Consider the following 25,010-nt stretch of genomic DNA (forward strand, 5'->3'; position numbering starts at 1 on the left):
GTCGGTTAGAATCGCGTGCAATCAAACAGAAAGCTTCCCTCCGAGGGCGATCGAGCGATGAAGCAGCACGACAAACAGAACAAAACGGAACGCATCCACCACACCACCCGGCTGCTCTGGCGCCTTGGCGCCGTCGCGGCGCTCGGCGGCGCCACGGCACTGTCGCTGCATGCCGGCGCGGCCCGCACGGTGAGCGTCTCGCCGCAAGGCACCGTCACCGAAGTCCGGCAGAGCGTCGTCAAGTTCGACGAACCGATGGTCGCGTTCGGCTCGGCGTCCGCGCCGAATCCCGCGCGCGTCACCTGCAACGATTCCGCGGCCGCGCGCGGCCAGGGTCACTGGCTCGACGACAAGACCTGGGTTTACGATTTCGAAAACGACCTGCCGCCCGGCGTGCGCTGCTCGGTCGCGCTCAACGACACGTTGCGTTCGGTCGCCGGCAATGCGGCCAGCGGCCCGCGCCGCTTCACGTTCCAGACGGGCGGCCCGTTCCCGGTGAACGTCCGCCCCGGCTCGCGCGAGATCGAGGAACACCAGGTATTCGTGCTCAAGCTGAACGGCCCGGCCGAACCGCGTTCGGCGCTCGCGAACATCTGGTGCGAAGCGGCCGGCATCGGCAACCGCATTCCCGTCACGGCCGCCGACGACGATGCGCGCAACGCGCTGCTCGATCACTTCGGGCTGAAGAAGGATGCCGCGCGCGTGCTGACGCTGTCGTGCGCGCAGGCGCTGCCGGCGAGCGCGAAGATGCAGCTCGTGTACGGCAAGGGCGTCACGAGCCCGAGCGGGATCCCGAACGAAACGGAACGGCGCTTCGATTTCACCGTGCGCGCACCGTTCGCCGCGAGCTTCTCGTGCGAACGCGAGAACGCGAAGGCGCCCTGCACGCCGCTGCGCCCGCTCACGCTGTCGTTCAACGCGCCGATCTCGCGCAAGAACGCCGAGGCGATCAAGCTGCGCGGCCCTGACGGTTCGCTGTCGCCGACCTTCGCGGCCGACGACAAGAGCGAGGAAGTCACCACCGTCACGTTCAACCCGCCGCTGCCCGAGCAGGCCGGCCTGACGATCGAATTGCCGTCGGGCCTGCGCGACGTGACCGATCGGCCGCTGTCGAACGCCGACCTGTTCCCGCTCGCGACGCGCACCGCGCCGATGCCGCCGCTCGCGAAGTTCTCGTCGGGCACCTTCGGGATCGTCGAGCGCTTCGCCGAACCCGATACGCCCGCGCTCGTGCCCGTCACGCTGCGCAACGTCGAGGCCGACCTGCATATCGACGGCCTCAATACCCAGGGCGCGCAGTTCTCGAACCTGAAGGTCGACGACGACACCGCGATTCGTCAGTGGATGCGCACCGTCGACCGCTTCGACAACTGGTCGATGACGGCCGGCTCGATCGACAGCCAGATTCCCGGCCTGCTCGAACGCAAGGGCCAGCACCCCGTCTACGTGCCGCGCGAGGCCGGCGAGAAGGCGCCCGCACCGAAGGATCGCCGCATCGACGTGCGCTCGCTGACCCTGCTCAAGGGCCAGCCCGGCGTGCAGGCGCTGACGCTGCCGAAGGCGGACCCGAAGGCGCTGCGCCCGTTCGAGGTCGTCGGCGTGCCGATCGACAAGCCCGGCTTCTACGTGCTCGAACTCGCGTCGCCCGCGCTCGGCCGCTCGCTGCTCGCGAAGCCGTCGAGCATGTACGTGCGCACCACGGTGCTCGTCACCAACCTCGGCGTGCACCTGAAACAGGGCCGCGAAAACAACCTCGTGTGGGTCACGACGCTCGACAAGGGCAAGCCCGTGCCGAACGCGCAGATCCGCGTGTCGGACTGCAACGGCGACGAAATCGCATCCGGCACGACCGATGCGCAGGGGCTGCTGAAGATCGACGGCGCGTTCGAATCGAAGCGCGCTTGCAACTCGTCCGACTCGGAGCAGCGCTTCGACGACTACTTCGTGTCGGCCCGCGTGAACGATCCGAAGACGGGCCCCGACATGGCGTTCGTCAGCTCGGGCTGGAACCGCGGGATCGAATCGTGGCGCTTCAACGTGCCGACCGATACCGACAGCGCACGGACCGTGCGCGCGCATACGGTGTTCGACCGCACGCTGCTGCGCGCGGGCGAAACCGTGTCGATGAAGCACTTCATCCGGTCCGAGACGCTGCAGAGCCTCGCGTTCCCGTCGCAATACCCGACGCGCGTGACGATCCGCCATCTCGGCACGGGCCAGACCTACAAGCTGCCGCTCACATGGGCGGCCGATCACAGCGCGGATTCGCAGTTCACGCTGCCGGCCGCCGCGAAGCTCGGTGAATACAGCGTCGAGCTCGAAGGCGGCCCGGAAGACTCGCCCACGTCCACCTACTACAGCGGCAGCTTCCGCGTCGAGGCGTTCCGCCTGCCGGTGCTGAAGGGATCGATCGGCGCGCGCGACGCGCAGAAGAGCCCGCTCGTCGCCGTGAAGGAGGCGCCGCTCGCGGTGCAGATCGACTACGTGTCGGGCGGTGGCGCATCGAACCTGCCCGTGCAGGTGTCGGCGCTGATGAAGTGGGCATCGCCGCCGTTCGCCGATCGCTTCGAGGATTTCAGCTTCACGCCGTATCGCCCCGACACGAGCGACGGCAATGCCGACGACGATTCGCAGGACGGCGACAACGCGTCGTCGTCGAACAACGATCCCGACGCGACGAAGCTGATCGCCGACAAGCTGCCGCTGACGCTCGACCGCAACGGTGCGGGCTCGGTCACGCTGAAGGGCCTGCCCGACGTCGACGCACCGAAGCGCATCGCGCTCGAAGCGACGTTCGCGGACCCGAACGGCGAAGTGCAGACGATTCGCGGCGACACGATCCTGTGGCCGGCCGCGGTGGTGGCCGGCATCAAGGCGGGCCGCTGGGTCTCGGTCGGCCAGCGCGTGCCCGTGCAGGCGCTGGCGGTCGACCTGCAAGGCAAGCCGCGTGCGTCGGTGCCGATCGAGATCAAGGGCGTCGCGCGCATCACGACGTCGTCGCGCAAGCGGATGGTCGGCGGCTTCTATGCGTACGACAACAAGAGCGACACCCGCGACCTCGGCGTGCTGTGCTCGGGCAAGACCGACGACAAGGGCCGCATGGCCTGCGACGCGACGCTCGAACAGGCCGGCAACGTGCAGCTGATCGCGGTGGCCAAGGACGGCGACGGCCGCACGTCGAACGCGTCGACCTCGGTATGGGTCACGCGCGAAGACGAACTCTGGTTCGGCGGCGACAACACCGACCGGATCGACGTGATCCCCGAGAAAACCTCGTACGAACCGGGCGAAACCGCCCGCTTCCAGGTGCGCATGCCGTTCCGCTACGCGACCGCGCTGGTGGCGGTCGAGCGCGGCGGCGTGATGGAAACGCACATCGTCGAACTGAACGGCAAGAACCCGACGGTCGACCTGAAGGTCGGCGACACGTGGGGGCCGAACGTCTATGTATCGGTGCTCGCGCTGCGCGGCCGGATTCGCGAGGTGCCGTGGTACTCGTTCTTCACGTGGGGCTGGAAGGCACCGGTCGAATGGGCACGCGCATTCTGGCGCGAGGGCCGTCACTATGAGGCGCCGACCGCGTTCGTCGACCTGTCGAAACCCGCGTTCCGCTACGGCCTCGGCGAGATCAAGGTCGGCACCGGCGTGCACCGTCTCGGCGTGACCGTGACGACCGACGCGACGCGCTACACCGTGCGCAGCAAGGCGCAGGCGCACGTGAAGGTCACGCTGCCGAACGGCCAGCCCGCGCCGGCCGGCACGCAGATCGCGGTCGCGGCCGTCGACGAGGCGCTGCTCGAACTGATGCCGAACAACAGCTGGGACCTGCTCGACGCGATGCTGCGGCGACGCGCGTACGGCGTCGAGACGGCCACCGCGCAGATGGAAATCGTCGGCCGCCGCCACTTCGGCCGCAAGGCCGTGCCGGCCGGCGGCGGCGGGGGCAGCGCGCCGACGCGCGAGCTGTTCGACACGCTGCTGCTGTGGAATCCGCGCGTGACGCTGGACGCCAACGGCAGCGCGACCGTCGAGGTGCCGCTGAACGACGCGCTCACGCGCTTCCGGATCGTCGCGATCGCGGCGGTCGGCCCCGACCGCTTCGGCACCGGCAGCACGTCGATCCGCAGTACGCAGGATCTGCAGTTGATCTCCGGCCTGCCGCCGCTCGTGCGCGAAGGCGATGCGTTCCGCGCGCAAGTCACGCTGCGCAACACGACCGACCGCGCGATGCAGGTCGTCGTGACGCCGCGCGTGACGGGCCTCGATGTCGCACCGCAAACCGTGTCGCTGGCGGCCAATACGGCAACCGAAGTCGCATGGACGATCACCGTGCCCGAGCAGGCGCTCGACGCGGCCGGTGCGCTGAACTGGCGCATCGAAGCGGCCGAACAAGGCGGCAAGCGCGCGTCCGACGCGCTGGCGGTCGCGCAGAAGGTCGTGCCCGCGCTGCCGGTCACGGTACAGCAGGCGACGCTCGCGCAGGTCGACGGCACGCTGACGGTGCCGGTGGCCTCCCCGGCCGGCGCCGCGAACAACGCGCAAGGCTTGCCGCGCGGCGGCATCGCCGTGTCGCTGCAGTCGAAGCTCGCCGACGGACTGCCCGGCGTGAAGCGCTGGTTCGAGCGCTATCCGTACCGCTGCCTCGAACAGCAGACGTCGCGCGCGATCGGCCTGCGCGATCCCGCGCAATGGCAGGCGCTGATCGCCCGCATGCCCGTCTATCTCGACAGCGACGGGCTCGCGAGCTACTTCCCGCCGTCGTCCGACGATTCGCACGCCGGCAGCGCGACGCTGTCGTCGTACCTGCTCGTGGTGTCCGACGAGGCGAGCCGTCTCGACCCGCGCTTCGCGCTGCCGGAAGACCTTCGCACGCAGCTCGAAGCCGGGCTCGCGCGCTTCGTCGACGGCCGCCTCGAGCGCAACACGTGGGCGCCGCGCCAGGATCGCGACCTCCGCAAGCTCGCCGCGATCGAAGCGCTATCGCGCTACGGCGCCGCGCAGGGCCGCATGCTCGGCTCGATCGAGATCGCGCCGAACCAGTGGCCGACGTCGGCGGTGATCGACTATCACGCGATCCTCACGCGCGTGAAGGACATCCCGCAACGCGACGAGAAACGCGCGCAGGTCGAGCAGATCCTGCGGGCACGCCTCACGTACCAGGGCACGCAGCTCGTGTTCTCGACCGCGCGCGACGACGACCTGTGGTGGCTGATGACCAGCAACGAGACCAACGCGGCCCGCCTCGCGCTGGAATTCGCCGGCGATCCGGCGTGGAAGGACGAGATGCCGCGCGTGACGGCCGGCCTGCTCGCCCTGCAGCGCCAGGGCGCATGGCAGACGACCACGTCGAACGCGCTCGGCCTGCTCGCGGTCGAGCGCTTCTCGCGCACTTACGAGAGCACGCCGGTTGCCGGCGCGACGAAGGTCGCGCTCGGCGGCGACGAGCGCACGATCTCGTGGTCGCAGGCGCCGGCGCCCGCGCCCGCCGACCCGGCTGCATCGACCACCCCAGCCACCCCGGCCACCCGCGCCGCCGCGGCCCGCAGCGTGATGCTGCCGTGGCCGCGCGCGTCGCAGGCACCGGCCACGCTGTCCGTCACGCAAGACGGCACCGGCCGCCCGTGGGCCACGATCGAAAGCCTCGCGGCCGTGCCGCTGCGTTCGCCGTTCGCGGCCGGCTACCGGATCACGAAGACCGTCACGCCCGTGTCGCCCGCCGTCAAGGGCGTGCTGACGCGCGGCGACGTCGTGCGCGTGCATCTCGACATCGACGCGCAGAGCGACATGACGTGGGTCGTCGTCAACGATCCGGTTCCGGCCGGCTCGACGATCCTCGGTTCGGGCCTCGGCCGCGACTCCGAAGCCGCGACGCAGGGCGAGAAGACGCCGGACGGCGCCTGGCCGGCGTTCATCGAGCGCGACTTCGACGGCTACCGTGCGTACTACGACTATCTGCCGAAGGGCAAATTCTCGGTCGAGTACACGGTGCGGCTGAACAACGTCGGCACGTTCGGGCTGCCGCCGACGCGCGTCGAGGCGCTGTACGCGCCGTCCGTGTACGGCCTGTGGCCGAACCCGCCGATGACCGTGAAGCCGGCCGAAGCGGGCAAGTAACGAGTACGCGATGATCGATCAGGTATTGCCGCGGCCGGCGCGTTTCGCCGGCCGCGTATTCGTCGCCGTCGTGCTGGCCGCGCCGCTCGTCGCGCATGCGCTGCCGGGCTACGACGAAGTGCGCCGCAACTGGCGCAGCTCCGACTGGGTGCTGCTCGCGCGCGACGGCACGCCGCTGCAGCGCACGCGCGTCGACCTCACCGAACGGCGCGGCGACTGGGTGTCGCTCGCGGACGTGTCGCCCGCCTTTCGCGAGGCGATCGTCGTATCGGAAGACAAGCGCTTTTACGAACACAGCGGCGTCGACTGGCGCGGCATCGCCGGCGCCGCGTGGGGCAACCTGTGGAACGAACGCACGCGCGGCGCATCGACCGTCACGATGCAGCTCGCCGGGCTGCTCAGCGATTCGCCGCGCCGGTCGGGCCAGCGCTCGCTGCCGCAGAAGGCCTCGCAGGCCGTCAACGCGCTGCTGCTCGAACGCGGCTGGCGCAAGGACCAGGTGCTCGAGGCATACCTGAACCTCGTGCCGTTCCGCGGCGAGACGATCGGCCTCGCCGCGCTGTCTCAGGTGCTGTTCGGCAAGGCACCGTCGGGCCTCGACGCACGCGAAGCCGCGATCGCGGCCGCGCTCGTGCGTGCGCCCAACGCCACGCCCGCGAAGGTCGCCGAGCGCGCGTGCCGGATCCTGCGCGACATGCACGCGGAGCCGGCGTGTGCTTCGCTCGACGGCTACGTGCAGCTGGTCACCGCGCGGCCGGCCAGCGCCGCGCGCGACGACGGCGCCGCCCTCGCCCCGCACTTCGCGCGACGCATCGCGGCCGAGGTCCGGCCGGCGGCCGGCGCGCAGGTGCGCACGACGCTCGACGCGCCGCTGCAGCGCTTCGCGCGCGACACGCTGATGCGCGCGCTGACCGAACTCAACGCGCCCGCGCACCGGCGCAACGTGCAGGACGGTGCGGTCGTCGTGATCGACAACGCGACCGGCGAGATTCGTGCATGGGTCGGCTCGTCCGGCGCGCTGTCGAGCGCGCGCGACGTCGATGCCGTGCTCGCGCCGCGACAGGCTGGCTCGACGCTCAAGCCGTTCCTGTACGCGCAGGCGATCGACGAGAAACGGCTGACGGCCGCGTCGCTGCTCGACGACGCGCCGATCAACCTCGCCGCCGGCGGCGGCCTGTACATCCCGCAGAACTACGACAAGGATTTCAAGGGCTGGGTGAGCGTGCGCAGCGCGCTCGGCGGCTCGTTGAACGTGCCGGCCGTGCGCACGCTCGTGCTCGTCACGCCGCACCGCTTCGCGCGCACGCTGACCGCGCTCGGCCTGCCGCTCGCGCAGGAAGGCGACTACTACGGCTTCAGCCTCGCGCTCGGCAGTGCGGACGTCACGCTGCTGTCGCTGACCAACGCGTACCGCGCGCTCGCGAACGGCGGCGTCGCCCGCCAGGTCGTCGACCGGCCGGCGCCGGCACCGGCATCCGGCGCATCGGCCGCCTCGCCCGCCCGCACGGCCGACGGCACGCGCGTGTTCAGCGAGGCAGCCAGCTTCGTCGTGACCGACATCCTTTCCGACAACAACGCACGCGTGCGCACGTTCGGCTTCGACAATCCGCTCGCAACACGCTTCTTCTCGGCAGTCAAGACCGGCACGAGCAAGGACATGCGCGACAACTGGACCGTCGGTTTCACGTCGCGCTATACGGTCGGCGTGTGGGTCGGCAATGCGGACGGCTCGCCGATGTGGGACGTGTCGGGCGTCACGGGCGCGTCGCCGGTGTGGTCGGCCGTCGTCGGCTACCTGCACCGCGACGTGCCGAGCCGCGCGCCGCGCGCGCCGGCCGGCGTCGAGACGCGCCGCATCACCTTCGAGCGCGACATCGAACCGTCACGCAACGAATGGTTCGTCGCGGGCACGGCGGTCGACACGATCCGGCTCGCCGCGCCCGTCACGCCGGGCAAGGACGGCGCGCGTGCGCCGCTGACGATCGGCACGCCGACCGACGGCACGATCTTCGCGATCGACCCGGACATTCCGCCGAAGAATCAGCGGATCTGGTTCGAGCGCTCGGCCGGGCACGCCGCGAAGTTCGCGTGGCGGCTCGACGACAAGGTAATCGGGCATGCCGACCGCATCGCGTGGATGCCGTGGCCGGGCCGGCACCGGCTCGAACTCGTCGATGCGCGCGGCAATGTTGCCGACGCGATCGGCTTCGAGGTGCGCGGCGCGTTCGCGAAGGCGGCCGCGCGCAAGCCCTGAATGCGCGCTTCGGTCGGACGTTTCGACGTGACGCTCCGGCCTTACTCGCCGGCCGTGTTTGCCTTCGCCGGTTGCGACTGCGCGGAGAAATCGAGTGCCGGCGCGGTTGAAACCGCCGCTTCGTTCGCGACGCTGAAATTCGGGCGCGGCTGGTAGCCGAAGATCTTCGCGATCACGACGCCCGGGAACTGGCGGATCTGCACGTTGTAGTGCTGCACCGTCTTGATGTAGCGGCCGCGCGCGACCGCGATGCGGTTTTCCGTGCCTTCGAGCTGGGTCTGCAGGTCGCGGAACGCTTCGTTCGCCTTCAGCTCCGGATAGCGCTCGGACACCACCATCAGCCGGCTCAGCGCCCCGGACAGCTCGCCCTGCCGCTGGTCGAACGCCGCGAGCGCGGCCGGGTCCTTCGCCATCTCCGGCGTCATCTGCACGCTGCCCACGCGCGCACGGGCCGATGCCACCTCGGTCAGCACGCGCGCCTCGTGCGACGCGTAGCCCTTCACCGACGCGGCGAGATTCGGCACGAGGTCGGCGCGGCGCTGATACTGGTTCAGCACTTCGGACCATGCGGCATTGATGTCCTCGTCGGACGACTGGATCGCGTTGTAGCCGCACCCCGAGAGCGGGGTCAGCACGCAGCACACGAGCAGGATTCGAAACCATTTCATCATGGGTTGTTTCCGGTTGAACGCTCCGGGTGGAGCGGCAGGTGAAAGGAATCAGGCGCGCAGGCAGGCTGCGCATGGACGCTACCAGCGGCCCGATGCGCCGCCACCGCCGCTCGACCCGCCGCCGCCGCGGAACGAATCGGAACCCGATTGCGACCGGGAGCCGGACGAGGATGACGACGAAGACGAGCCGCCGCCCGTCAGCTTCGCCCAGATCACGGCGAGTACGCACAGCACGCCGAAGATGCCGGACAGCACTTCCCCGACCGAATAGTCCATTTCGCGCCCGATCGCGACGATCATGAACAGCGTCCCGCCCACGATCGCGGTGATTTTGCGCACGCGCGCCGACAGGAACAGGTTGATGCCGAGCAGGCACGGCCCGACACCGGCGACCGCCGGAACGAACGCCGCGGCGCCCAGCATGGCTTCGAGATTGCCGTTGAAGATCACGCCGACCGGCAGCATCACGACCGGCACGACGGCCGCCACGAGCCAGGCGGCCAGGAGCGCCACCCTGCGGCGCAGCTTGCGCCACTGCGCGACCACGCCGAGCACGACGTTGGCGACCCCGAGCAGGAACCAGAACCGCACGCCGCCCGTGTTCGGGCGTTTCCGCTCGGGCAGGCCGTTCGACTGGTATTTTGCGCCGCCGGCTCGCGCGTCGCGGGGCGGCGGGTTCGCGGCATCCGTCGCGGTCGCCGCGGCCGTTTCGTATGCTTCGTCGCGCCCGTCGAACGCCGTGGCGGGTGCAGGCTGCTCCGGCGCGGCGACGTCGGCCGGCATCATTTCGTGCGTCAGCGCGTCCAGCGCATCGCTGATGCCGGCTTCAATGCGGTTCTCGCGGAATGCCGGCACGATCCGCTCGCGAATGATCCGGCCCGCGACGATGTCCGGAATCGTGCCTTCGAGCCCGTAGCCGACTTCGATCCGCACGGTATGGTCGTTGAGCGCGGCGACGAGCAGCAGGCCGTTGTTGACCTCGGCCTTGCCGAGTTTCCATTGGTCGAACACGGTGGTCGCAAACTGTTCGATCGTCGATTGTCCGGTCGACCCGACCAGCAGGATCGCGACCTGTACGCCGAGCCGTTGTTCGAGCGCGGCGAGGCGGTCGGTCAGCTCGGAGGCGCAGGCCGCGCTCAGCACGCCCGTCGTGTCCGTCACGCGGCCTTTCAACGGCGGTGCGGCTTCCGGCTTCGGGGCGACCGGATAGGCTGCGGCGGCGGCCACGTGTGTGCAGGCCGACCGGGTCGGGGTGGAAAGCGTGGCGGCCATGGACGCCGCGACGGCGACGCTGTCATCTTCGGCCGGCGCCGCGATGGCCGTGCCGCCGAACAGCAAGATCGCGCCCGCGAGCAAGGCAGCGGCCTTCCGGAAGCCGGACCTGCCGGTCACGCCCCTGGTGCCGCGTGGGTGCCGAATGCCGGTTCGGGCCGTGCCTGCCCGCGATGCCGGATCGCCCTCGCCGCCCGGCGCGCACGGCCGGCCCGTCTGTCGTTTCGAATTCATGTCGGAAACGGCGCGCCGGCTCCATCGGGAACGGCACGTTCTCTCGTCGTTTTTAATCGTCCCGCAGCATAACCAATTGTGAAAGGAACTGAAAGGTTTCCGGCCGACTTCCGGATCTCGTCATTCCAGCGTGCCGCTGCACGACGCGCTCGTCGTCCGGCCGCGTCCGGCCGCAGGCCGGCCAGACGACCGAAACGGGCAAGCAGTGCACCGCTTCGGGACATAGAATGTGAACGACGCCGCACCGTCGGCGCCTGCCGGTTGCCCCACTCTCCTCAAGGCCAGCGACCATGAACCTGCACCCCAGGCGTTTCATCCGCCCCGCGCTGGGCACGCTCTGCCTCGCCACCCTCGCAGCGCTTCAGGCGTGCAACGGCGATGCCTGCTTCGGCGTGGACGTCTGCTTCAACAACAACAACACGCAAACCGTCGCGCTGTCGGGCACGGCCGCGACGGGCGACGCGCTCGCGAGCGCGCAGGTGACGGTCAGCTACGTGACGGGCTCGGCGACGACACTGACGGACGGCGGCGGCAACTACCGCGTGACGGTCAATGCCGAGCTGCCGTGCGTCGTCACCGTGACGTCGGGCGGCACGAGCCTGCATTCGCTCGCGTACGCGGGCGGCACGTTCAATACGACGCCCGAGACCGAGCTGATGCTGGTCTATCTCGCCGCCCAGCTCGGCACGAACACCGCCGCATTGATCGGCAATTTCCAGGGCAATCCGCGCTACCAGCAGGCGATGAACAGCCCGAACACCGTACAGGCCGCGCAATCGGCCGTGGTGACGAACCTGCAGCAGCGCTATTCGGTCACGCTCACGGCGCCGGCGTTCCTGACCACGTCGTTCACGGTCGGGCAACCGGGTGTCGACAGCGATCTCGTCGCGCTCGCGAAAGCCGGCGCGATCGACGCGAACGGGATGCCGGATCCGGCTGCGGTTTCGCTGCTCACGCAGGCCGGCGCGACGCATCCGCTTTGACAAGCGGCCGGCGGCGGGACGAACGTCGCCCGTTATTGCCTGGTATCGCGCGTCAGGCGCGCGCTTCGGGCGCGTCGTCGGCCAGCAGCGCCCACCGTTCGTGGTCGCGCCATGCGCCGTCGATGCGCAGATAACGCGGAGAAAACCCCTCTTTCGTGAAGCCGAGCCGCCGAACCAGCGCAATCGACGCATGGTTGCCCGGCTGGATGTTCGCTTCGAGCCGATGCAGCCCGAGTTCACCGAACGCGACACCGATCGCCGCGCGCATGGCGTCGGTCATCAGCCCCTTGCGGCTGAACGCCACCATCCCGTAGTACCCGAGATACGCGCTCTGGAACACGCCGCCGACGATCTCGTTGAGGTTCACCACGCCGACCACCGCCCCGGACGCGCGCTCGCGCGCGACGAAGCCGACGTTCGGCCCCGTCAGGCAGCGGCCGAACCACTGGTCGAATCCCGCCTGGTCGGTGAACGAGTCGACCCACGGCAGATGATGGCTCCGGCTCGCGCGATTGGCGGCGATCAGGTCGGCGGCGTCGGTTCGGGCGACGCGGTTCAGCAGGATCGGGTTCATGGGGCGGTCGACAGGCGGCATTTACGCGGCCTCCCCACGCCCGCACGCGACGGGCGCGGCCTCGGCCTGCTGCTGCGACAGGTACCGCAGCAGCTTGGTGACCATCCACACGACGATGCAGGACAGCGCGACGAAGAAGACCGCGAGCGGCGTCAGGACATGGATCGACACGAAACCGGCCAGCCCCATCATCGCGGACGACACGAGCAGCAGCGCGCATCCGAGGATCGCGCTCGTCAGGCCGGCGATATGCGGAAACAGCGAATTGCCCTTGGCCATCAGCGTCGGGTACATCGCACCCGCGCAGAAACCCATCACGAGCACCGGCGTCGCGAGCGTCCACACGCGCAGCCCGACGGTCAGCGCCAGCACCAGCATCGCGACCGACGCCCCCGCCATCACGCGCGCGCCGATACGCAGCCGTTGCTCGGCACTCGGCAGCCCGCGGCCGTGAATGCGGTTCGACAGCCCGCCGAGGAAATACATGAGCCCGATGCCGAGCGCGAGATAACCGAAGAAGGTCGGCGGCTTGTGCAGCGTGGTCTGCACCATGAACGGCCCGACGATGTTGAACACCAGCAGGATGCTGTAGCACAGCCCCTGTGCGAGGAAGCAGCTCTGGAACACCGGGCTCGCCAGCACCTTGCCCGCGTTCGTCATCAGCGTGCGCGGCTCGAGATGCACCGGCTTCGGCAAGGTTTCGCGGTATCGCCACAGCAGTGCCCACATCACCAGCGAGTACACCAGCAGGAACACGAGGCACGCGCGCCAGCCGAACCATTCCTGCAGGTGCGCGCCGATCACCGGCGCGATGATCGGCGCGAGCCCCCACGCGATCGACATGTACGTGAACGCGTGCATCAGCGCCTGGCCGGAGAACGAATCGGTGATGATCGCCTTCGCGAGCAGGTTGGTGGTCGCGATCCCGAAACCCTGCAGGCAGCGCGCCAGCACGAACGTCTCCAGGTTCTGCGCGCCGAGCGACAGCAGACAGCCGATTGTGTAGATCACGAGCCCGAACGCCAGCACGCGCTTGCGCCCGTATGCGTCGGCGACCGGCCCGAAGATGAGCTGGCCGAGCGCGTAGGCGGCCATGTAGCCGGACACGCTCGACTGGATCGCCTGCGGCGTGGTCGCGAACGACCGTGCCATGTCGGGCAGCGCGGGCACGTAGATGTCAATTGCGAGCTGGCCCGCGGACGCGAACAGGCAGATCAGGAACAACAGGAAACGCGGCGAGTTCGACTCGCGCGCGGGAGTGAGCGTGGCGTTCATGACGACTGGGGAGGATGTCGGACAGCGGTGACGCGGTCGTGCGATGTTCGAACCGCGAACACCCGTGCGTCATGTCGAATGCCGTATTGTGCCTGTTGTCGCGTCATGCCGCCGGATTCCCCTGGCACGGACGAGGTTGAATGCCGATTGCGGCATACCCGGAAATCCGCTACGGGCATTGCAGCAGACGCTTCGGGCCACTTCAGGCCGCTCGAATCCTGACTTGGGCCGGTACCTCGAGCGTCCCCGGCGTCCCCGGCGTCCCCGGCGACACCGGTCGCGCGCGGCCCGGAGATCAAGACCTGATGCTGTTCCAGCCACTTGCCTTCCAAACCGCGACCGCCGGCACGCACCGGCGGTTTTTCATTACCGAATGTCGATCAGCACCGCATCCGGTCAATACTGCGCCTGATCCGTCGGATTCCTGAACAGCTGCTTCATCTCCGCCGACAGCGGATAGTTGAGGCTCACGCCTTTCGGCGGGATCGGCTGCGTGAACCATTGGTCGTAGAGCTTCTCGGCCGCGCCCGACGTCTGCATCTTCGCAATCACGCCGTCGACCACGCGCTTGAACGCCGGATCGTCCCTGCGCATCATGCACGCGTAATTCTCGTGAACCAGCGGCGTGCCCGTCACCGTATACGCGCCCGGGTTGCGGTCCTTCGCGATCTCGCCGTACAGCAACGGCTCGTCCATCACGAACGCCACCGCGCGCCCGGTCGTGACGTTCATGAACGCTTCGGCATGATCCTTGGCGCTGATGATCGTCATGTTCATCGCCTTCTCTTCGTTGAGCTTGCGCAGCAGGCGCTCGTCCGACGTGCCGGCCGTCGTCGCGACCGTCTTGCCGGCCAGGTCCGCGAAATCCTTCACGCCCGAATCCTTGCGCGTGCTGAAGCGGATGCCATAAAGAAAGATGCTGTTCGAGAACGCGGCCTGCTTCTGCCGTTCGAGCGTGTTCGTCGTCGATCCGCATTCGAAATCGATCGTCCCGTTCTGCAGCAGCGGAATCCGGTTCTGCGACGTGATCGGGATCTCCTTCACCGAGAGGTTCGGCAGGTTCAATTCCGTCTTCAGCTGGTCGACGATGCGCGATGCGATGTCGCGCGAATAGCCGATGTTCTTCTGCTGGTTGTCCGAATACGAGAACGGCACCGACGATTCGCGAATGCCGAGCGACACGACGCCCGTGTCCTTGATCTTCTTCAGCGTGCCGGTGAGGGCCTGCGCGTGCGCGGTACCCGCCAGCGCACAGGACAGCGCGACGGCCAGCCAGCATAAGCGGCGATCCATGCTTTTCTCCTGACGAAACGTTGATCGAATCGCGATCCTACGCCCGACAAAATTCGCGTCGCATCAGGGAAAGCGTAAGCAACCTTCCACCGTGGCCGTGCATTGAAAGACGTTTGCCGTGCCGCGCAAACCGGCCCCCGCCGCACATTTCGCCCGACCGGCCGCACGCGGGCTCACCCCGCCTTCTGTGCCATACGTTCCAAACACGTGTTCGTGCTGCGGCGCAGCAACGTAATCGTTTGCGCCAGCCCCGGTTTTTCTCGTGAAACGTACTCAAGAAGCCGCCGCGCCAGCCGTTACCCAGTGCATGGCGCGTCGCAGCAAGCTTGCCGCGGCCGCCAGACAAAAACGACAAGGTCCGGGTCAGCCGGACCAGCGCCACCGCCGGCACGACGGTTATCTACGAGGATCGAGTTTCAACATGAGAACCAAGCGTTTCAATCTTGCGCTGGCGCGCTCTGCACATGCGCGCATGCTCGCCGGCATGCTGTCCGCCGCCGCCCTTCTGCCCCTCGCCGGTTGCGGCGGCGGTGGCGGCGGCGACGGCAGCAACCCGTCTTCTTCCAACGCGGCGCCGGCACCGGCACCTGCCCCCGCCCCGACGCCCGCTCCCGGCACTCCGACGACCCCGCCCGCCTCGGCCGGCAACAATGCATGCGCGACGCAGCAGGCCGCCGTGCAGATGGCGGCGCAGGCCGCGCCGGCAGAAGCGCCGATCGATCACCTGATCGTCAAGCTGAAGACGCTGACGGCCACGCGCGCGATGGCGGCCATCGACAACGGGACGCGGCTCGACGCGGTCATCCAGCGCTCGATGACGCGCTGGACGGCACCGGTCGCCGGCAGTGCACGCGCCTATGCGAGCACGGTCGGGCAAGCCCCGGTGAACGTACAGGTCGAACGGACGATCTCGAACGGCGCGGCCGTGCTGTCGCTCGGCCAGCGCATGGCAGCCACCGACGCAGCCGCGCTCGCGCAGGCATTCGCGGCCGATTCGGACGTCGACTACGCGGAACCGGATCACCCGATGCAGATCCGCGACACGCCGAGCGATCCGCTCTACAACCAGCAGTGGTACCTGTCCGACCCGACCGCCGGCATCGACCTGCCGCCCGCCTGGAACGTGACCAAGGGTTCGCCGACCGTCGTCACGGCCGTGCTCGACACCGGCTACCGGCCGCATGCCGACCTCATGGGCAACGTGCTGTCCGGATACAGCTTCATCAGCAACGTCAACACCAGCAACAACGGCCTGACGCGCAACCCTGACGCAACCGATCCGGGCGACTGGGTCACGCAACAGGAACTCGACAACGCAAACGGCCCGTACTATCACTGCGCGAGCCAACCGAGCGACAGCAGCTGGCACGGCACGCGCGTGATGGGCGTGATCGGCGCGACCGCCAACAACGGCACCGGCATCGCCGGCGTGTCGTGGCTCAGCCAGATCCTGCCGGTACGCGTGCTCGGCAAGTGCGGCGGCGTGACGAGCGACATCGCCGACGGGATGCGCTGGGCAGCCGGCATCCCGGTGAACGGCGTGCCGACGAACCCGCGCCCCGCGAAGGTCATCAACCTGAGCCTCGGCGGTGTCGGCGCGTGCAGCACGACGTTCCAGCAGGCCATCGACGACGTGACCGCGAAGGGTGTGACCGTCGTCGTCGCAGCCGGCAACGACGGCCTGTCGACCGGGCTCGACCAGCCTGCGAACTGCCGCGGCGTGATCAGCGTCGGCGCCACCGATGCGACCGGCCGCCGTGCCTCGTTCAGCAACTTCGGCGCCGATGTCTCGCTGAGCGCGCCGGGCGTCAACATCCTGTCGACGTCGAACACCGGCACCACGACGCCGGGCTCGGACACCTACGGCCTCGCGAACGGCACCAGCCTTGCGACGCCGCAGGTGTCGGGCGTCGCCGCGCTGATGCTGTCGGTGAACGGCACCCTCACGCCCGCGCAGATCCAGCAGAAGCTGCAAGGCGGCGCGCGCACGACCAAGCTCGCGGCCGGCACGTCGTGCACCGCGATGCCGGCAGGCTCGGGCATTGTCGACGCAGGGGCCGCCATCGCGGCAGCCGGCCAGTAACCCGCCCCTGCTTCCACGCGGCCGCGCGCATGCCGATCACGCATGCGCGCGGCCGTTTCATTCGCGGCAATCCGGGGCTGCGCCACGCACACATCACCCCGATCATGTTTCCCGAAATAACGACCGACAAAAGGGTTGACGCTTCGCACAGCGACCCATTACCATCGCTCCCGTCTAATTACATGGAGTGTTCTGTGAACACCGATGCGAGTTGTAGTTGGTGCCTGACCAACTTGACTGCTGCCTGAGGAAAACGCGCAGAGCCTCGTCTTCTGCCGCATCCCGGGAAGCAGGATGCGGCGCCCTTCCGGCCTGACCGGCCAGATCTCCCGCCGAATTTTCGATGTTGTCGAACGCACGCGCCGCGCCGTCGCGCGCGTGCGTTCGTGTTGCGCGCAGCGTCAGCCGCGTGCGCCTTCCGTTCGCGTGCCGTCTGGCCGCGCGCCTTCGTGCGCGCGTCGCCTTCGATCGCCCGTGCCGATCACCCGCAACCGACAGGAGTGCAGATGAACTCAGACGACAGTAGTCGATTACCGCTCGCCGGTGCGACGCCGCGCATCGCCCCTCCGGCCGCACCGCACGCGCCGGCGAGCGTTCCCGCCATCACCGATCCACAGCCGATCGCGCCTGACGCGACGCGGCGGGGAGCGCTCGTGCGTCGATAACGTCACGGTCGCTCCCCGCCCGCCGCCTCGTGCGCAAGGAGCGACTCATGACAACACGACACAACACCTCGCACAAGAAACAACGCGGCTTCATCAAGGCCGGCACCGGCCCGCAGAACGAACCGCGCATCATGCGCGCCGCGCAAGAAGCGGCCCGTCCGCTCGAAGACACGCTGAAGTCGCTGAACACCAGCACGCGCGGCCTCACCTACGATCAGGCCGCCGGCCGCCTGCAGCACGACGGCCCGAACGAAATCGCGCACGACAAGCCGCCGCACTGGACCCGCCAGCTGCTGCTCTCGTTCCACAACCCGTTCGTCTACGTGCTGCTGGTGCTGGCCGCCATCAGCTTCTTCACCGACGTCTGGTTCGCCGCACCCGACGATCGCGACTACGTCGGCATGACGATCCTGCTGACGATGGTCACGATCAGCGCGCTGCTGCGTTTCGTGCAGGAATTCCGCTCGCTGCGCGCGGCCGAGAAGCTGAAGGCGATGGTCCGCACGACCGCGACCGTGCAGCGCGCGGTGACCGACACGTCCGAGCCGTCCCGCCGCGAGGTGCCGATGCGCGAAGTCGTGACCGGCGACATCGTGCACCTGTCGGCCGGCGACATGATCCCGGCGGACGTGCGCCTGCTCGCGTCGCGCGACCTGTTCATCAGCCAGGCCGTGCTGACCGGCGAGGCGCTGCCGGTCGAGAAGTACGACACGCTCGGCGCGGTCGCGGGCAAATCCGCCGGCACGCGCGCGGCCGGTGCGGCGACCGATACGTCGGCATCGTTGCTCGATCTCGAGAACGTCTGCTTCATGGGCACCAACGTCGTCAGCGGCACGGCGACGGCCGTCGTCGTCGCGACCGGCGAGGACACCTACTTCGGCTCGCTCGCGCGCAACGTCGTGAGCCACAAGCGCATCGAGACGAGCTTCGACCGCGGCGTCGCGAGCGTGAGCTGGCTGCTGATCAAGTTCATGTTCGTGATGGTGCCGATCGTGTTCATGATCAACGGTCTGACCAAGGGCGACTGGCTGAGCGCGCTCACGTTCGCGCTCGCGGTGGCCGTGGGCCTCACGCCCGAGATGCTGCCGATGATCGTCAGCGCGAACCTCGCGCGCGGCGCGGTCGCGATGGCGCGCCGCAAGGTCGTCGTGAAACGCCTGAATTCGGTGCAGAACTTCGGCGCGATGGACGTGCTGTGCACCGACAAGACCGGCACGCTCACGCAGGACAAGATCATCCTCGAGCATCACCTCGACCTGTCGGGCCACAAGAACGAGGACATCCTGCGGCTCGGCTGGCTGAACAGCTTCCACCAGAGCGGGCAGAAGAACCTGATCGACATCGCGGTCGTCGCACGTGCCGACGAGATCGGCGAGCGCGTGAAGCCGCAGGGCTACAAGAAGATCGACGAACTGCCGTTCGACTTCGTCCGGCGCCGCCTGTCGGTCGTCGTCGAGGATACGCGCGGCACGCACCTGCTGATCTGCAAGGGCGCGGTCGAGGAGATGCTGGCCGTCTCCACGCACGTGCAGGATGAAGACGGCGTGCGTCCGCTCGACTTCGTCGCGCGCAAGCGGCTGCTCGAACAGGCGAGCGCGTACAACGAGGACGGCTTCCGCGTGCTCGTGCTCGCGACGCGCACGATCCCGCGCGGCGACGAGCGCCAGCAGTACCGCACCGCCGACGAACACGACCTTGTCGTGCGCGGCTTCCTGACCTTCCTCGACCCGCCGAAGGAATCGGCCGCACCGGCGCTCGCCGCGCTGCGCGAAAACGGTGTCGCGGTGAAGGTGCTGACGGGCGACAACCCGATCGTCACGATGAAGGTGTGCCGCCAGGTCGGCCTCGAACCCGGCAAGCCGATTCTCGGCACGGAGATCGAAGCGCTCGACGACGCGACGCTCGCGCAGGTCGTCGAACGCACGACCGTGTTCGCGAAACTGACGCCGCTGCAGAAGGCACGCATCGTCAAGGCGCTGCAGGCGAACGGCCACACGGTCGGCTTCCTCGGCGACGGCATCAACGACGCCCCCGCGCTGCGCGACGCCGACGTCGGCATCTCGGTCGACAGCGGCGCCGACATCGCGAAGGAAACCGCCGACATCATCCTGCTCGAAAAGAGCCTGATGGTGCTCGAGGAAGGCGTGATCAAGGGCCGCGAGACGTTCGGCAACATCCTGAAGTACCTGAACATGACCGCGAGCTCGAACTTCGGCAACGTGTTCTCGGTGCTCGTCGCGAGCGCGTTCCTGCCGTGGGAGCCGATGCTCGCGACGCAGCTGCTCGTGCTGAACCTGATCTACGACACGTCGCAGATGCTGCTGCCGTGGGACAAGATGGACCCCGAGTTCCTGAAGAAGCCGCGCAAGTGGGAAGCCGGCAACATCAGCCGCTTCATGCTGTGGGTCGGGCCGACGTCGTCGGTGTTCGACATCACGACGTACATCCTGATGTGGACGGTATTCGGCGCGGGTGCGATGTATCACCTGAACGGCGGTGCGGGCGGCCAGATCGTGATGAACTCGGGCTGGTTCATCGAGAGCCTCGTATCGCAGACGCTCGTCGTGCACCTGCTGCGCACGCAGAAGATCCCGTTCCTGCAGAGCACGGCCGCGCTGCCGGTGCTGCTGTCGACGTTCACCGCGATCGCGATCGGCTGCTGGCTGCCGTTCTCGCCGTTCGCGGAGTCGCTCGGCTTCATGCACCTGCCGGGCACCTTCTGGCTGTGGCTCGCCGCGACGATGGTCGGCTATATCCTGCTCGCGCAGATCGTCAAGACGATCTACGTGCGCCGCTACAAGCAGTGGTTCTGATGGTCCCGGCCTGAAGCCGGCCGGCCCACGCGCTTCGCCGTGGGCCGGCCGGCCCGCCATGCACGACACAGGTGATGCAATGAAGAGAATGCTTCCGCTCGCAGCCGCGAGCGCCCTCCTCGCGCCGTTCGATGCCCTCGCCACCCATCCGCTCGTCAGCGACGACACGGGCACGCAGGGCAACGCGAACCGGCAGTTCGAGTTCAACGCCGAGGAAACCTCGAAACAGGAAGAAAACGGCCGCCACCAGCTGTGGAACGCGACGCTCACGCGCGGGTTCGGCGAACGCGTCGATCTCTACGTGAACGTGCCTTACACGCATCTGCAGGCACGCTCCGACGAACATGGCGCCGGGCTCGGCGATGTCGAGATCGGCATGAAATGGCGGTTCGTCGAACGCGGCCCGCTGTCGGTCGCGCTGAAGCCGAAACTGACGACGCCGACCGGCAACGACCGGCGCGGGCTCGGCACCGGCCGCGCGGGTGCCGGCGCAACGCTGCTCGCACAGCTCGACGTCGCGCGATTTTCGTTCCTCGCGAATGCGGGCATGACGTACCAGCCGAATCGCCAGGGCGACCTGACGTCGATCTGGGCCGTGTCGGGCGCGGCGATCTACAAGGCGACCGACAAGCTGCAGATCGTGGCCGACATCGGCACGTCGCGCAACACGGAGCGCGGCGCCGGCGCGAATCCCGCGTTCGCGATCGCGGGCGCGATCTATTCGCCGAAGCCGTGGCTCGATCTCGACATCGGCTATCGGCGCGGGCTGAACGACCAGACCTACGATCATTCGGTGATGGGCGGCGTCACGGTGCGGTGGTGACACGCAGGTGTGCGGCATCGAACCGCATACCGAACCGCCAGACGACGGGCCGCTTCCAGCGGCCCGTTTTTCATTGCGTGTCGTTCGCGCCGAACAGTTGCGCGCACACGGCGCGCCCTTCGTCGGTCAGCGCGGCGCTGCCGGTGCCGTCTTCGTTCAGCGTCGTCGTACTCAGGCCCGCGGCGTCGAGCTGCGTCAGCACGCGGCGCAGCGTGCTCATCGGCAGTTGCGTGCGTTTCGCGATCTTCGGCAACGACCAGGTCTTGCCGGCCGGATCGCTCGCGGCGTCGTTCAGCGTTGCGAGCGTCGCGACGAGTGCGGGATCGAGCGGGGATTCGTCGGATTCTGAGGTCATCGATTCGGTCCGTAGCAGACAGGAGATTCATTCGCGCATTCAGCGCCGATTGCGGAGACTATATCGCTTCGCCCGTCAGGCGTCCTTGATCGCGGCGCGCATGAACGACACGAAGCGCGTGGTCACGGGATCGTCGCGATCCGACCGCCAAGCCAGCCCGACGCTCCACTTTGCGTCCCGGCCATCGAGCGGCAGCACCGTCGCATCGCGCAGCAGGTACTGCGCGCGCGACGGAATGAACGCGACGCCGACACCGGCCGCGACCGACGTCAGCACCGACTGCACGTCCTCGGCCTGCTGTGTCACGTGCGGCACGAAGCGGCGCTCGACGCACCATCGATCGATCTGCGCGGCGAGCCCCGGGCCCCGCGCACGCTGCAGCGCGATGAAGCCGATCTCGTTGAGCACGTCGAGATCGGCCGGCACGCGCTTGAAGCCGAGATGCGGCGGCACCGCCAGCGCGAGCCCCTCGTCGACCACCTTGAACGACGACAAACCTTCGTCGGCCGGCAAGCGCAGAAACCCGGCATCGAGCTTGCCCGCGTGCAGCCGGCGTGTCTGCTCGGACGACGACAGGTCGCTCAACGTGACCGCAATGCCCGGATTGCGGCGACGAAACTCCGCGACCCGCTTCGGCACGATCGTCAGCACCGACAGGCAAATGCCGAGCCGCAGATGCCCGCGCTGCCCGCTGGTCGCCTCCCGTGCGCGCGCGAGGATCTCGTCGGCATCGCGCACGAGCGCCTGCGCGTCGGGCAGGAAACGCTCGCCGAACGGCGTCAGCTCCGCGCCGTGCCGCCCGCGCTCGAACAGCTTGCCGCCGAGGCTCGCCTCCAGCGCGCCGATCTGCTTGCTCAGTGCCGGCTAGCTCATGTGCAGCGCATCGGCCGCGCGGCTGAAATGGCACAGCTCGGTGACGGTCAGGAACGTACGCAGCAGTTTCAATTCCATTCTTAAAAGGAATCGTAACGATTGAAACATTCATTTTACCGATCGAATGCAATGACGTTCAATACGGGCATGCCCTTCCCGGAACCGACTGTCATGCCCCTCGATCATGCCGCCGACTGCGTGGCCGACCAGCCGTGCGATACGGCCGTCGCGAACGAACGCACCGCCGCGGCCGATACACGTGCGCCGAAACGTCGTGCCGAACGCAGCGACGGACGCAGCCGCCGTTTTCGCTTCGGCGATGCGCTCGACGACCCGCCGCCGCGCGTGGTAACGGGGTCGATCGCGATCAGTTTCGCGGTCGTGTCGCGGCGGAACTGGCCGCGTTAAGCGGTACCGGCCGCGCAAAGCCCCGCCATGTCGATCCGATACACGTTGCCGTCCGTGCCGACAACGTACAGCGCACGACCACGGCCGACCGCGCGTGCCACACCCACAGGCGCCGAATCACCATTCAGCATGCGATACGCGCGTACCACCCGTACCTGGCCATCGGTGCCCAGACGCACGAGCTGCAACACGTCGCGATCGCCGTATGCCCCGCACAGCAGCGCCACGAACCCGCCGTGTTGCGCTTGGTCTTCCATCACCGCGAACGCGTGACTGCCCTTGACCGGAATACGCCATGACGCAACAGGCTGCCGGTAGCGCAAGTGGACGAGCGCGAATTCGCTGTAGTAATACAACCAGACGTCGTGGTCGCCCTGAACGTTGAGCGCATAACAGTCGTCGATCGGGCCCAGCCCCTCGGGCGGCGAGAACGCATGAAGCTGCTCGCCGCGCCGGCTCCAGGCGGCCAGTCCGGACGCCCCGACCGGCGCCCCCCAGCCGAAATTGCCGAAGACACCCTCGTCGAAATAGGACGTCCAGATTTCCCCCGTGCCCGTGACCTGCACGGACCGGATGCCGTCGCCCAGCAGTATTTCTCCGCAACGCGTGCCGTCGCGGCGATAGAGGCGGCCGTTCAGGTCGAAGTCGTCCGGCCCGCGATAAGAGGATCGACAGCAAACCACCAGCAGATCGTCTCCCACCGGCTGGATCTCGTGAATATCGAACGGTTCGTTGTCGACGACGAGATCGAGCAGCGTTTCGCCGTCCCGCCACGCAATCAAGCGATAGCGCCGCGCAGCCGACGGTGTCGTGATCGCGAACGAAGCGCCGTCGGAGCGTGTCCGGTCGTCGAGCGATTCCAGTGCAAATGCCGTGTACAACGCATCGTCCGCGCCGACGTTGAAGGCAACGAGTTCACCTGTCGCGGACAGGCTGCCGATCGATGCAAGCGGCAGCACGGGCAGCGCGTGCGGTTGGCGGGACATGGGTTCTCCTGGCGATGGGCTCGCCATCTTGCCGGCCGTACCATCGTTTGTCACGCCGGCGCGACATATCGACGCAAAACGCGGCGCACCGCAGCGGCAGCCGGCAAAACAGCGCGCCGACGGCCGGCTGCTATCGTCATCCTCCCGCGATCGACCTTATAATTTCCCGCACCCGCTGACCGCCCATGCATTCCGCGCCGCCACCTCGCGCGTGGAAAGGAGACTTTCGCTTGACCGGCCTCATCGCGCGCGTGCCTCGCGCCCGGACCACGCTGATCCTCGCTCTCTCGTTCCTGCTGCTCGCGTTCGCCGCGAACGCGTCCGCGCAGCGCGCGCAGCCGCATCGCACCGCGCAGGCCCACGCGCATCCGCACAAGAAAGCCGTCAAGAAGAAACCCCACCGCAAGCACAAGGCGGTCAAGCATCGTCGCCCGAGTGCGAAGCATCAGACGATCAAGCGTCACGCCGCCCCGGCCCCGCATCGCCGCGCGAAGCGCACGACCGCCGTCCGCCCGCGCCCGGCCGCCGCGAAACCGCGTCTGATGGCAAGCTGCGGCTACACCCCGCGCGCGGTCAATGCCCTGCATTCGCGTGCGGCCTACGTGCTCGACGTCGACTCCGGCACGCCGCTGCTGGCGCGCAACGCACGCACGGTGCGGCCGATCGCGTCGATCTCGAAGCTGATGACGGCCGTCGTCGCGCGCGATGCCGACCGTCCGCTGAACGGCGTGCTGCGCGTCACCGCGCGCGACCGCGACACGATCAAGTTCACCGGCTCGCGCCTGCAGGTGGGCTCGGAACTGTCGCGCCGCGAGATGTTCCATATCGCGCTGATGTCGTCGGAAAACCGCGCGGCCGCCGCGCTGAGCCGCGACTATCCGGGCGGGCGCGCCGCGTTCGTCAACGCGATGAATCGCGAAGCGCGCCGGCTCGGCATGCACCATACGCACTTCCGCGAGCCGACCGGCCTGTCGCCGCACAACGTGTCGACGGCCGAGGATCTCGCGAAGCTCGTCGGCGCGGCGGCGCAGGACCCGCTGATCCGCTATTTCTCGACGGATACGTCCACCACCGTACGCCCGGGCGACGGCGAGCTGGTGTACGTGAATTCCGACCCGCTCGTCCGCTACCGCCGCCTGCCGATCCGGCTGCAGAAAACCGGCTTCATCAACGAGTCGGGGCACGGCGTCGTGATGCGCATGCGTGTGAAGGGCCGCCGCGAAACGGTCGTGCTGCTCGGCGCACCGACGCGTGCGGGCGTCTCGAGCGATGCCATCAAGATCCATCGCTGGCTGTCCTGCTCGATCCAGTGAGCGCGCGGGCGGCCGGCGCAG

16 protein-coding genes and 1 pseudogene are annotated in these 25,010 nt (G+C 68.3%); 9 read left to right on the forward strand and 8 right to left on the reverse strand.

Annotated elements, in window-relative coordinates:
- Nucleotides 1-57 precede the first annotated feature (57 nt).
- Entirely contained in the window at nt 58-6,114 is a 6,057-nt protein-coding gene (locus tag ABIC51_RS22550; protein WP_175897527.1) for an alpha-2-macroglobulin family protein, read from the forward strand.
- Nucleotides 6,115-6,124: 10 nt separating this feature from the next.
- Nucleotides 6,125-8,368 (forward strand): penicillin-binding protein 1C, encoded by a 2,244-nt coding sequence (gene pbpC / locus ABIC51_RS22555; RefSeq protein WP_226127899.1) that lies wholly within the window; start codon nt 6,125-6,127, stop codon nt 8,366-8,368.
- 41 nt (nt 8,369-8,409) lie between these two features.
- Here the strand turns inward: pbpC and ABIC51_RS22560 are convergent, their stop codons facing one another.
- Both ABIC51_RS22560 and ABIC51_RS22565 read right to left on the reverse strand, forming a co-directional pair.
- Entirely contained in the window at nt 8,410-9,036 is a 627-nt protein-coding gene (locus tag ABIC51_RS22560; protein WP_175897725.1) for a LemA family protein, read from the reverse strand.
- A gap of 81 nt (nt 9,037-9,117) precedes the next feature.
- Complete coding sequence (locus tag ABIC51_RS22565) at nt 9,118-10,311, reverse strand: TPM domain-containing protein (protein ID WP_175897529.1); 1,194 nt, start codon at nt 10,309-10,311, stop codon at nt 9,118-9,120.
- Here ABIC51_RS22565 and ABIC51_RS22570 point away from each other — a divergent pair.
- Together ABIC51_RS22570 and ABIC51_RS22575 are read left to right on the forward strand one after the other, a co-directional pair.
- Nucleotides 10,310-10,627 carry a hypothetical protein gene (locus ABIC51_RS22570; protein WP_134255110.1) on the forward strand — a complete coding sequence of 106 codons (318 nt, stop codon included), beginning with the start codon at nt 10,310-10,312 and terminating at the stop codon, nt 10,625-10,627. The genes ABIC51_RS22565 and ABIC51_RS22570 overlap by 2 nt on opposite strands.
- A gap of 208 nt (nt 10,628-10,835) precedes the next feature.
- Nucleotides 10,836-11,528 (forward strand): hypothetical protein, encoded by a 693-nt coding sequence (locus ABIC51_RS22575; protein WP_354006641.1) that lies wholly within the window; start codon nt 10,836-10,838, stop codon nt 11,526-11,528.
- 52 nt (nt 11,529-11,580) lie between these two features.
- Here ABIC51_RS22575 and ABIC51_RS22580 read toward each other — a convergent pair whose 3' ends face one another.
- The 3 genes from ABIC51_RS22580 to ABIC51_RS22590 form a co-directional block, all read right to left on the reverse strand.
- Nucleotides 11,581-12,102: a GNAT family N-acetyltransferase gene (locus tag ABIC51_RS22580; protein ID WP_175852993.1), complete on the reverse strand. Its 522-nt coding sequence runs from the start codon at nt 12,100-12,102 to the stop codon at nt 11,581-11,583.
- Nucleotides 12,103-12,123: 21 nt separating this feature from the next.
- Entirely contained in the window at nt 12,124-13,377 is a 1,254-nt protein-coding gene (locus ABIC51_RS22585; protein WP_027791858.1) for a multidrug effflux MFS transporter, read from the reverse strand.
- 396 nt (nt 13,378-13,773) lie between these two features.
- Entirely contained in the window at nt 13,774-14,670 is an 897-nt protein-coding gene (locus ABIC51_RS22590) for a glutamate/aspartate ABC transporter substrate-binding protein (RefSeq protein ID WP_049098212.1), read from the reverse strand.
- A gap of 421 nt (nt 14,671-15,091) precedes the next feature.
- Between ABIC51_RS22590 and ABIC51_RS22595 the strand changes: the two genes are divergently transcribed.
- The 3 genes from ABIC51_RS22595 (at nt 15,092) to ABIC51_RS22605 (ending at nt 21,054) form a co-directional block, all read left to right on the forward strand.
- Complete coding sequence (locus ABIC51_RS22595; protein ID WP_059697405.1) at nt 15,092-16,753, forward strand: S8 family peptidase; 1,662 nt, start codon at nt 15,092-15,094, stop codon at nt 16,751-16,753.
- A 712-nt stretch (nt 16,754-17,465) separates the two neighbouring features.
- A complete protein-coding gene (mgtA, locus tag ABIC51_RS22600; protein ID WP_146253928.1) occupies nt 17,466-20,231 on the forward strand; it encodes a magnesium-translocating P-type ATPase in 2,766 nt (921 codons plus the stop codon).
- Nucleotides 20,232-20,310: 79 nt separating this feature from the next.
- Nucleotides 20,311-21,054, forward strand: coding sequence for a transporter (locus ABIC51_RS22605; protein ID WP_175897532.1), 744 nt, complete (start codon nt 20,311-20,313; stop codon nt 21,052-21,054).
- Between the two features lie 70 nt (nt 21,055-21,124).
- Here the strand turns inward: ABIC51_RS22605 and ABIC51_RS22610 are convergent, their stop codons facing one another.
- Both ABIC51_RS22610 and ABIC51_RS22615 read right to left on the reverse strand, forming a co-directional pair.
- Entirely contained in the window at nt 21,125-21,409 is a 285-nt protein-coding gene (locus ABIC51_RS22610) for a transcriptional regulator (RefSeq protein ID WP_027791863.1), read from the reverse strand.
- A gap of 75 nt (nt 21,410-21,484) precedes the next feature.
- Nucleotides 21,485-22,360: pseudogene (locus ABIC51_RS22615) on the reverse strand (LysR family transcriptional regulator).
- 51 nt (nt 22,361-22,411) lie between these two features.
- Here ABIC51_RS22615 and ABIC51_RS22620 point away from each other — a divergent pair.
- Entirely contained in the window at nt 22,412-22,690 is a 279-nt protein-coding gene (locus tag ABIC51_RS22620) for a hypothetical protein (protein WP_059854141.1), read from the forward strand.
- Here ABIC51_RS22620 and ABIC51_RS22625 read toward each other — a convergent pair.
- Nucleotides 22,687-23,676, reverse strand: coding sequence for a YxiH-YxzG fusion protein (locus ABIC51_RS22625; protein ID WP_175897533.1), 990 nt, complete (start codon nt 23,674-23,676; stop codon nt 22,687-22,689). The genes ABIC51_RS22620 and ABIC51_RS22625 overlap by 4 nt on opposite strands.
- Nucleotides 23,677-23,906: 230 nt before the next feature.
- Between ABIC51_RS22625 and ABIC51_RS22630 the strand changes: the two genes are divergently transcribed.
- Nucleotides 23,907-24,989 (forward strand): serine hydrolase, encoded by a 1,083-nt coding sequence (locus ABIC51_RS22630; protein ID WP_146253924.1) that lies wholly within the window; start codon nt 23,907-23,909, stop codon nt 24,987-24,989.
- Nucleotides 24,990-25,010 lie beyond the last annotated feature (21 nt).

This window comes from Burkholderia sp. 572 (assembly GCF_040545135.1).
GTDB classification, from domain to species: Bacteria; Pseudomonadota; Gammaproteobacteria; order Burkholderiales; family Burkholderiaceae; genus Burkholderia; species Burkholderia cepacia.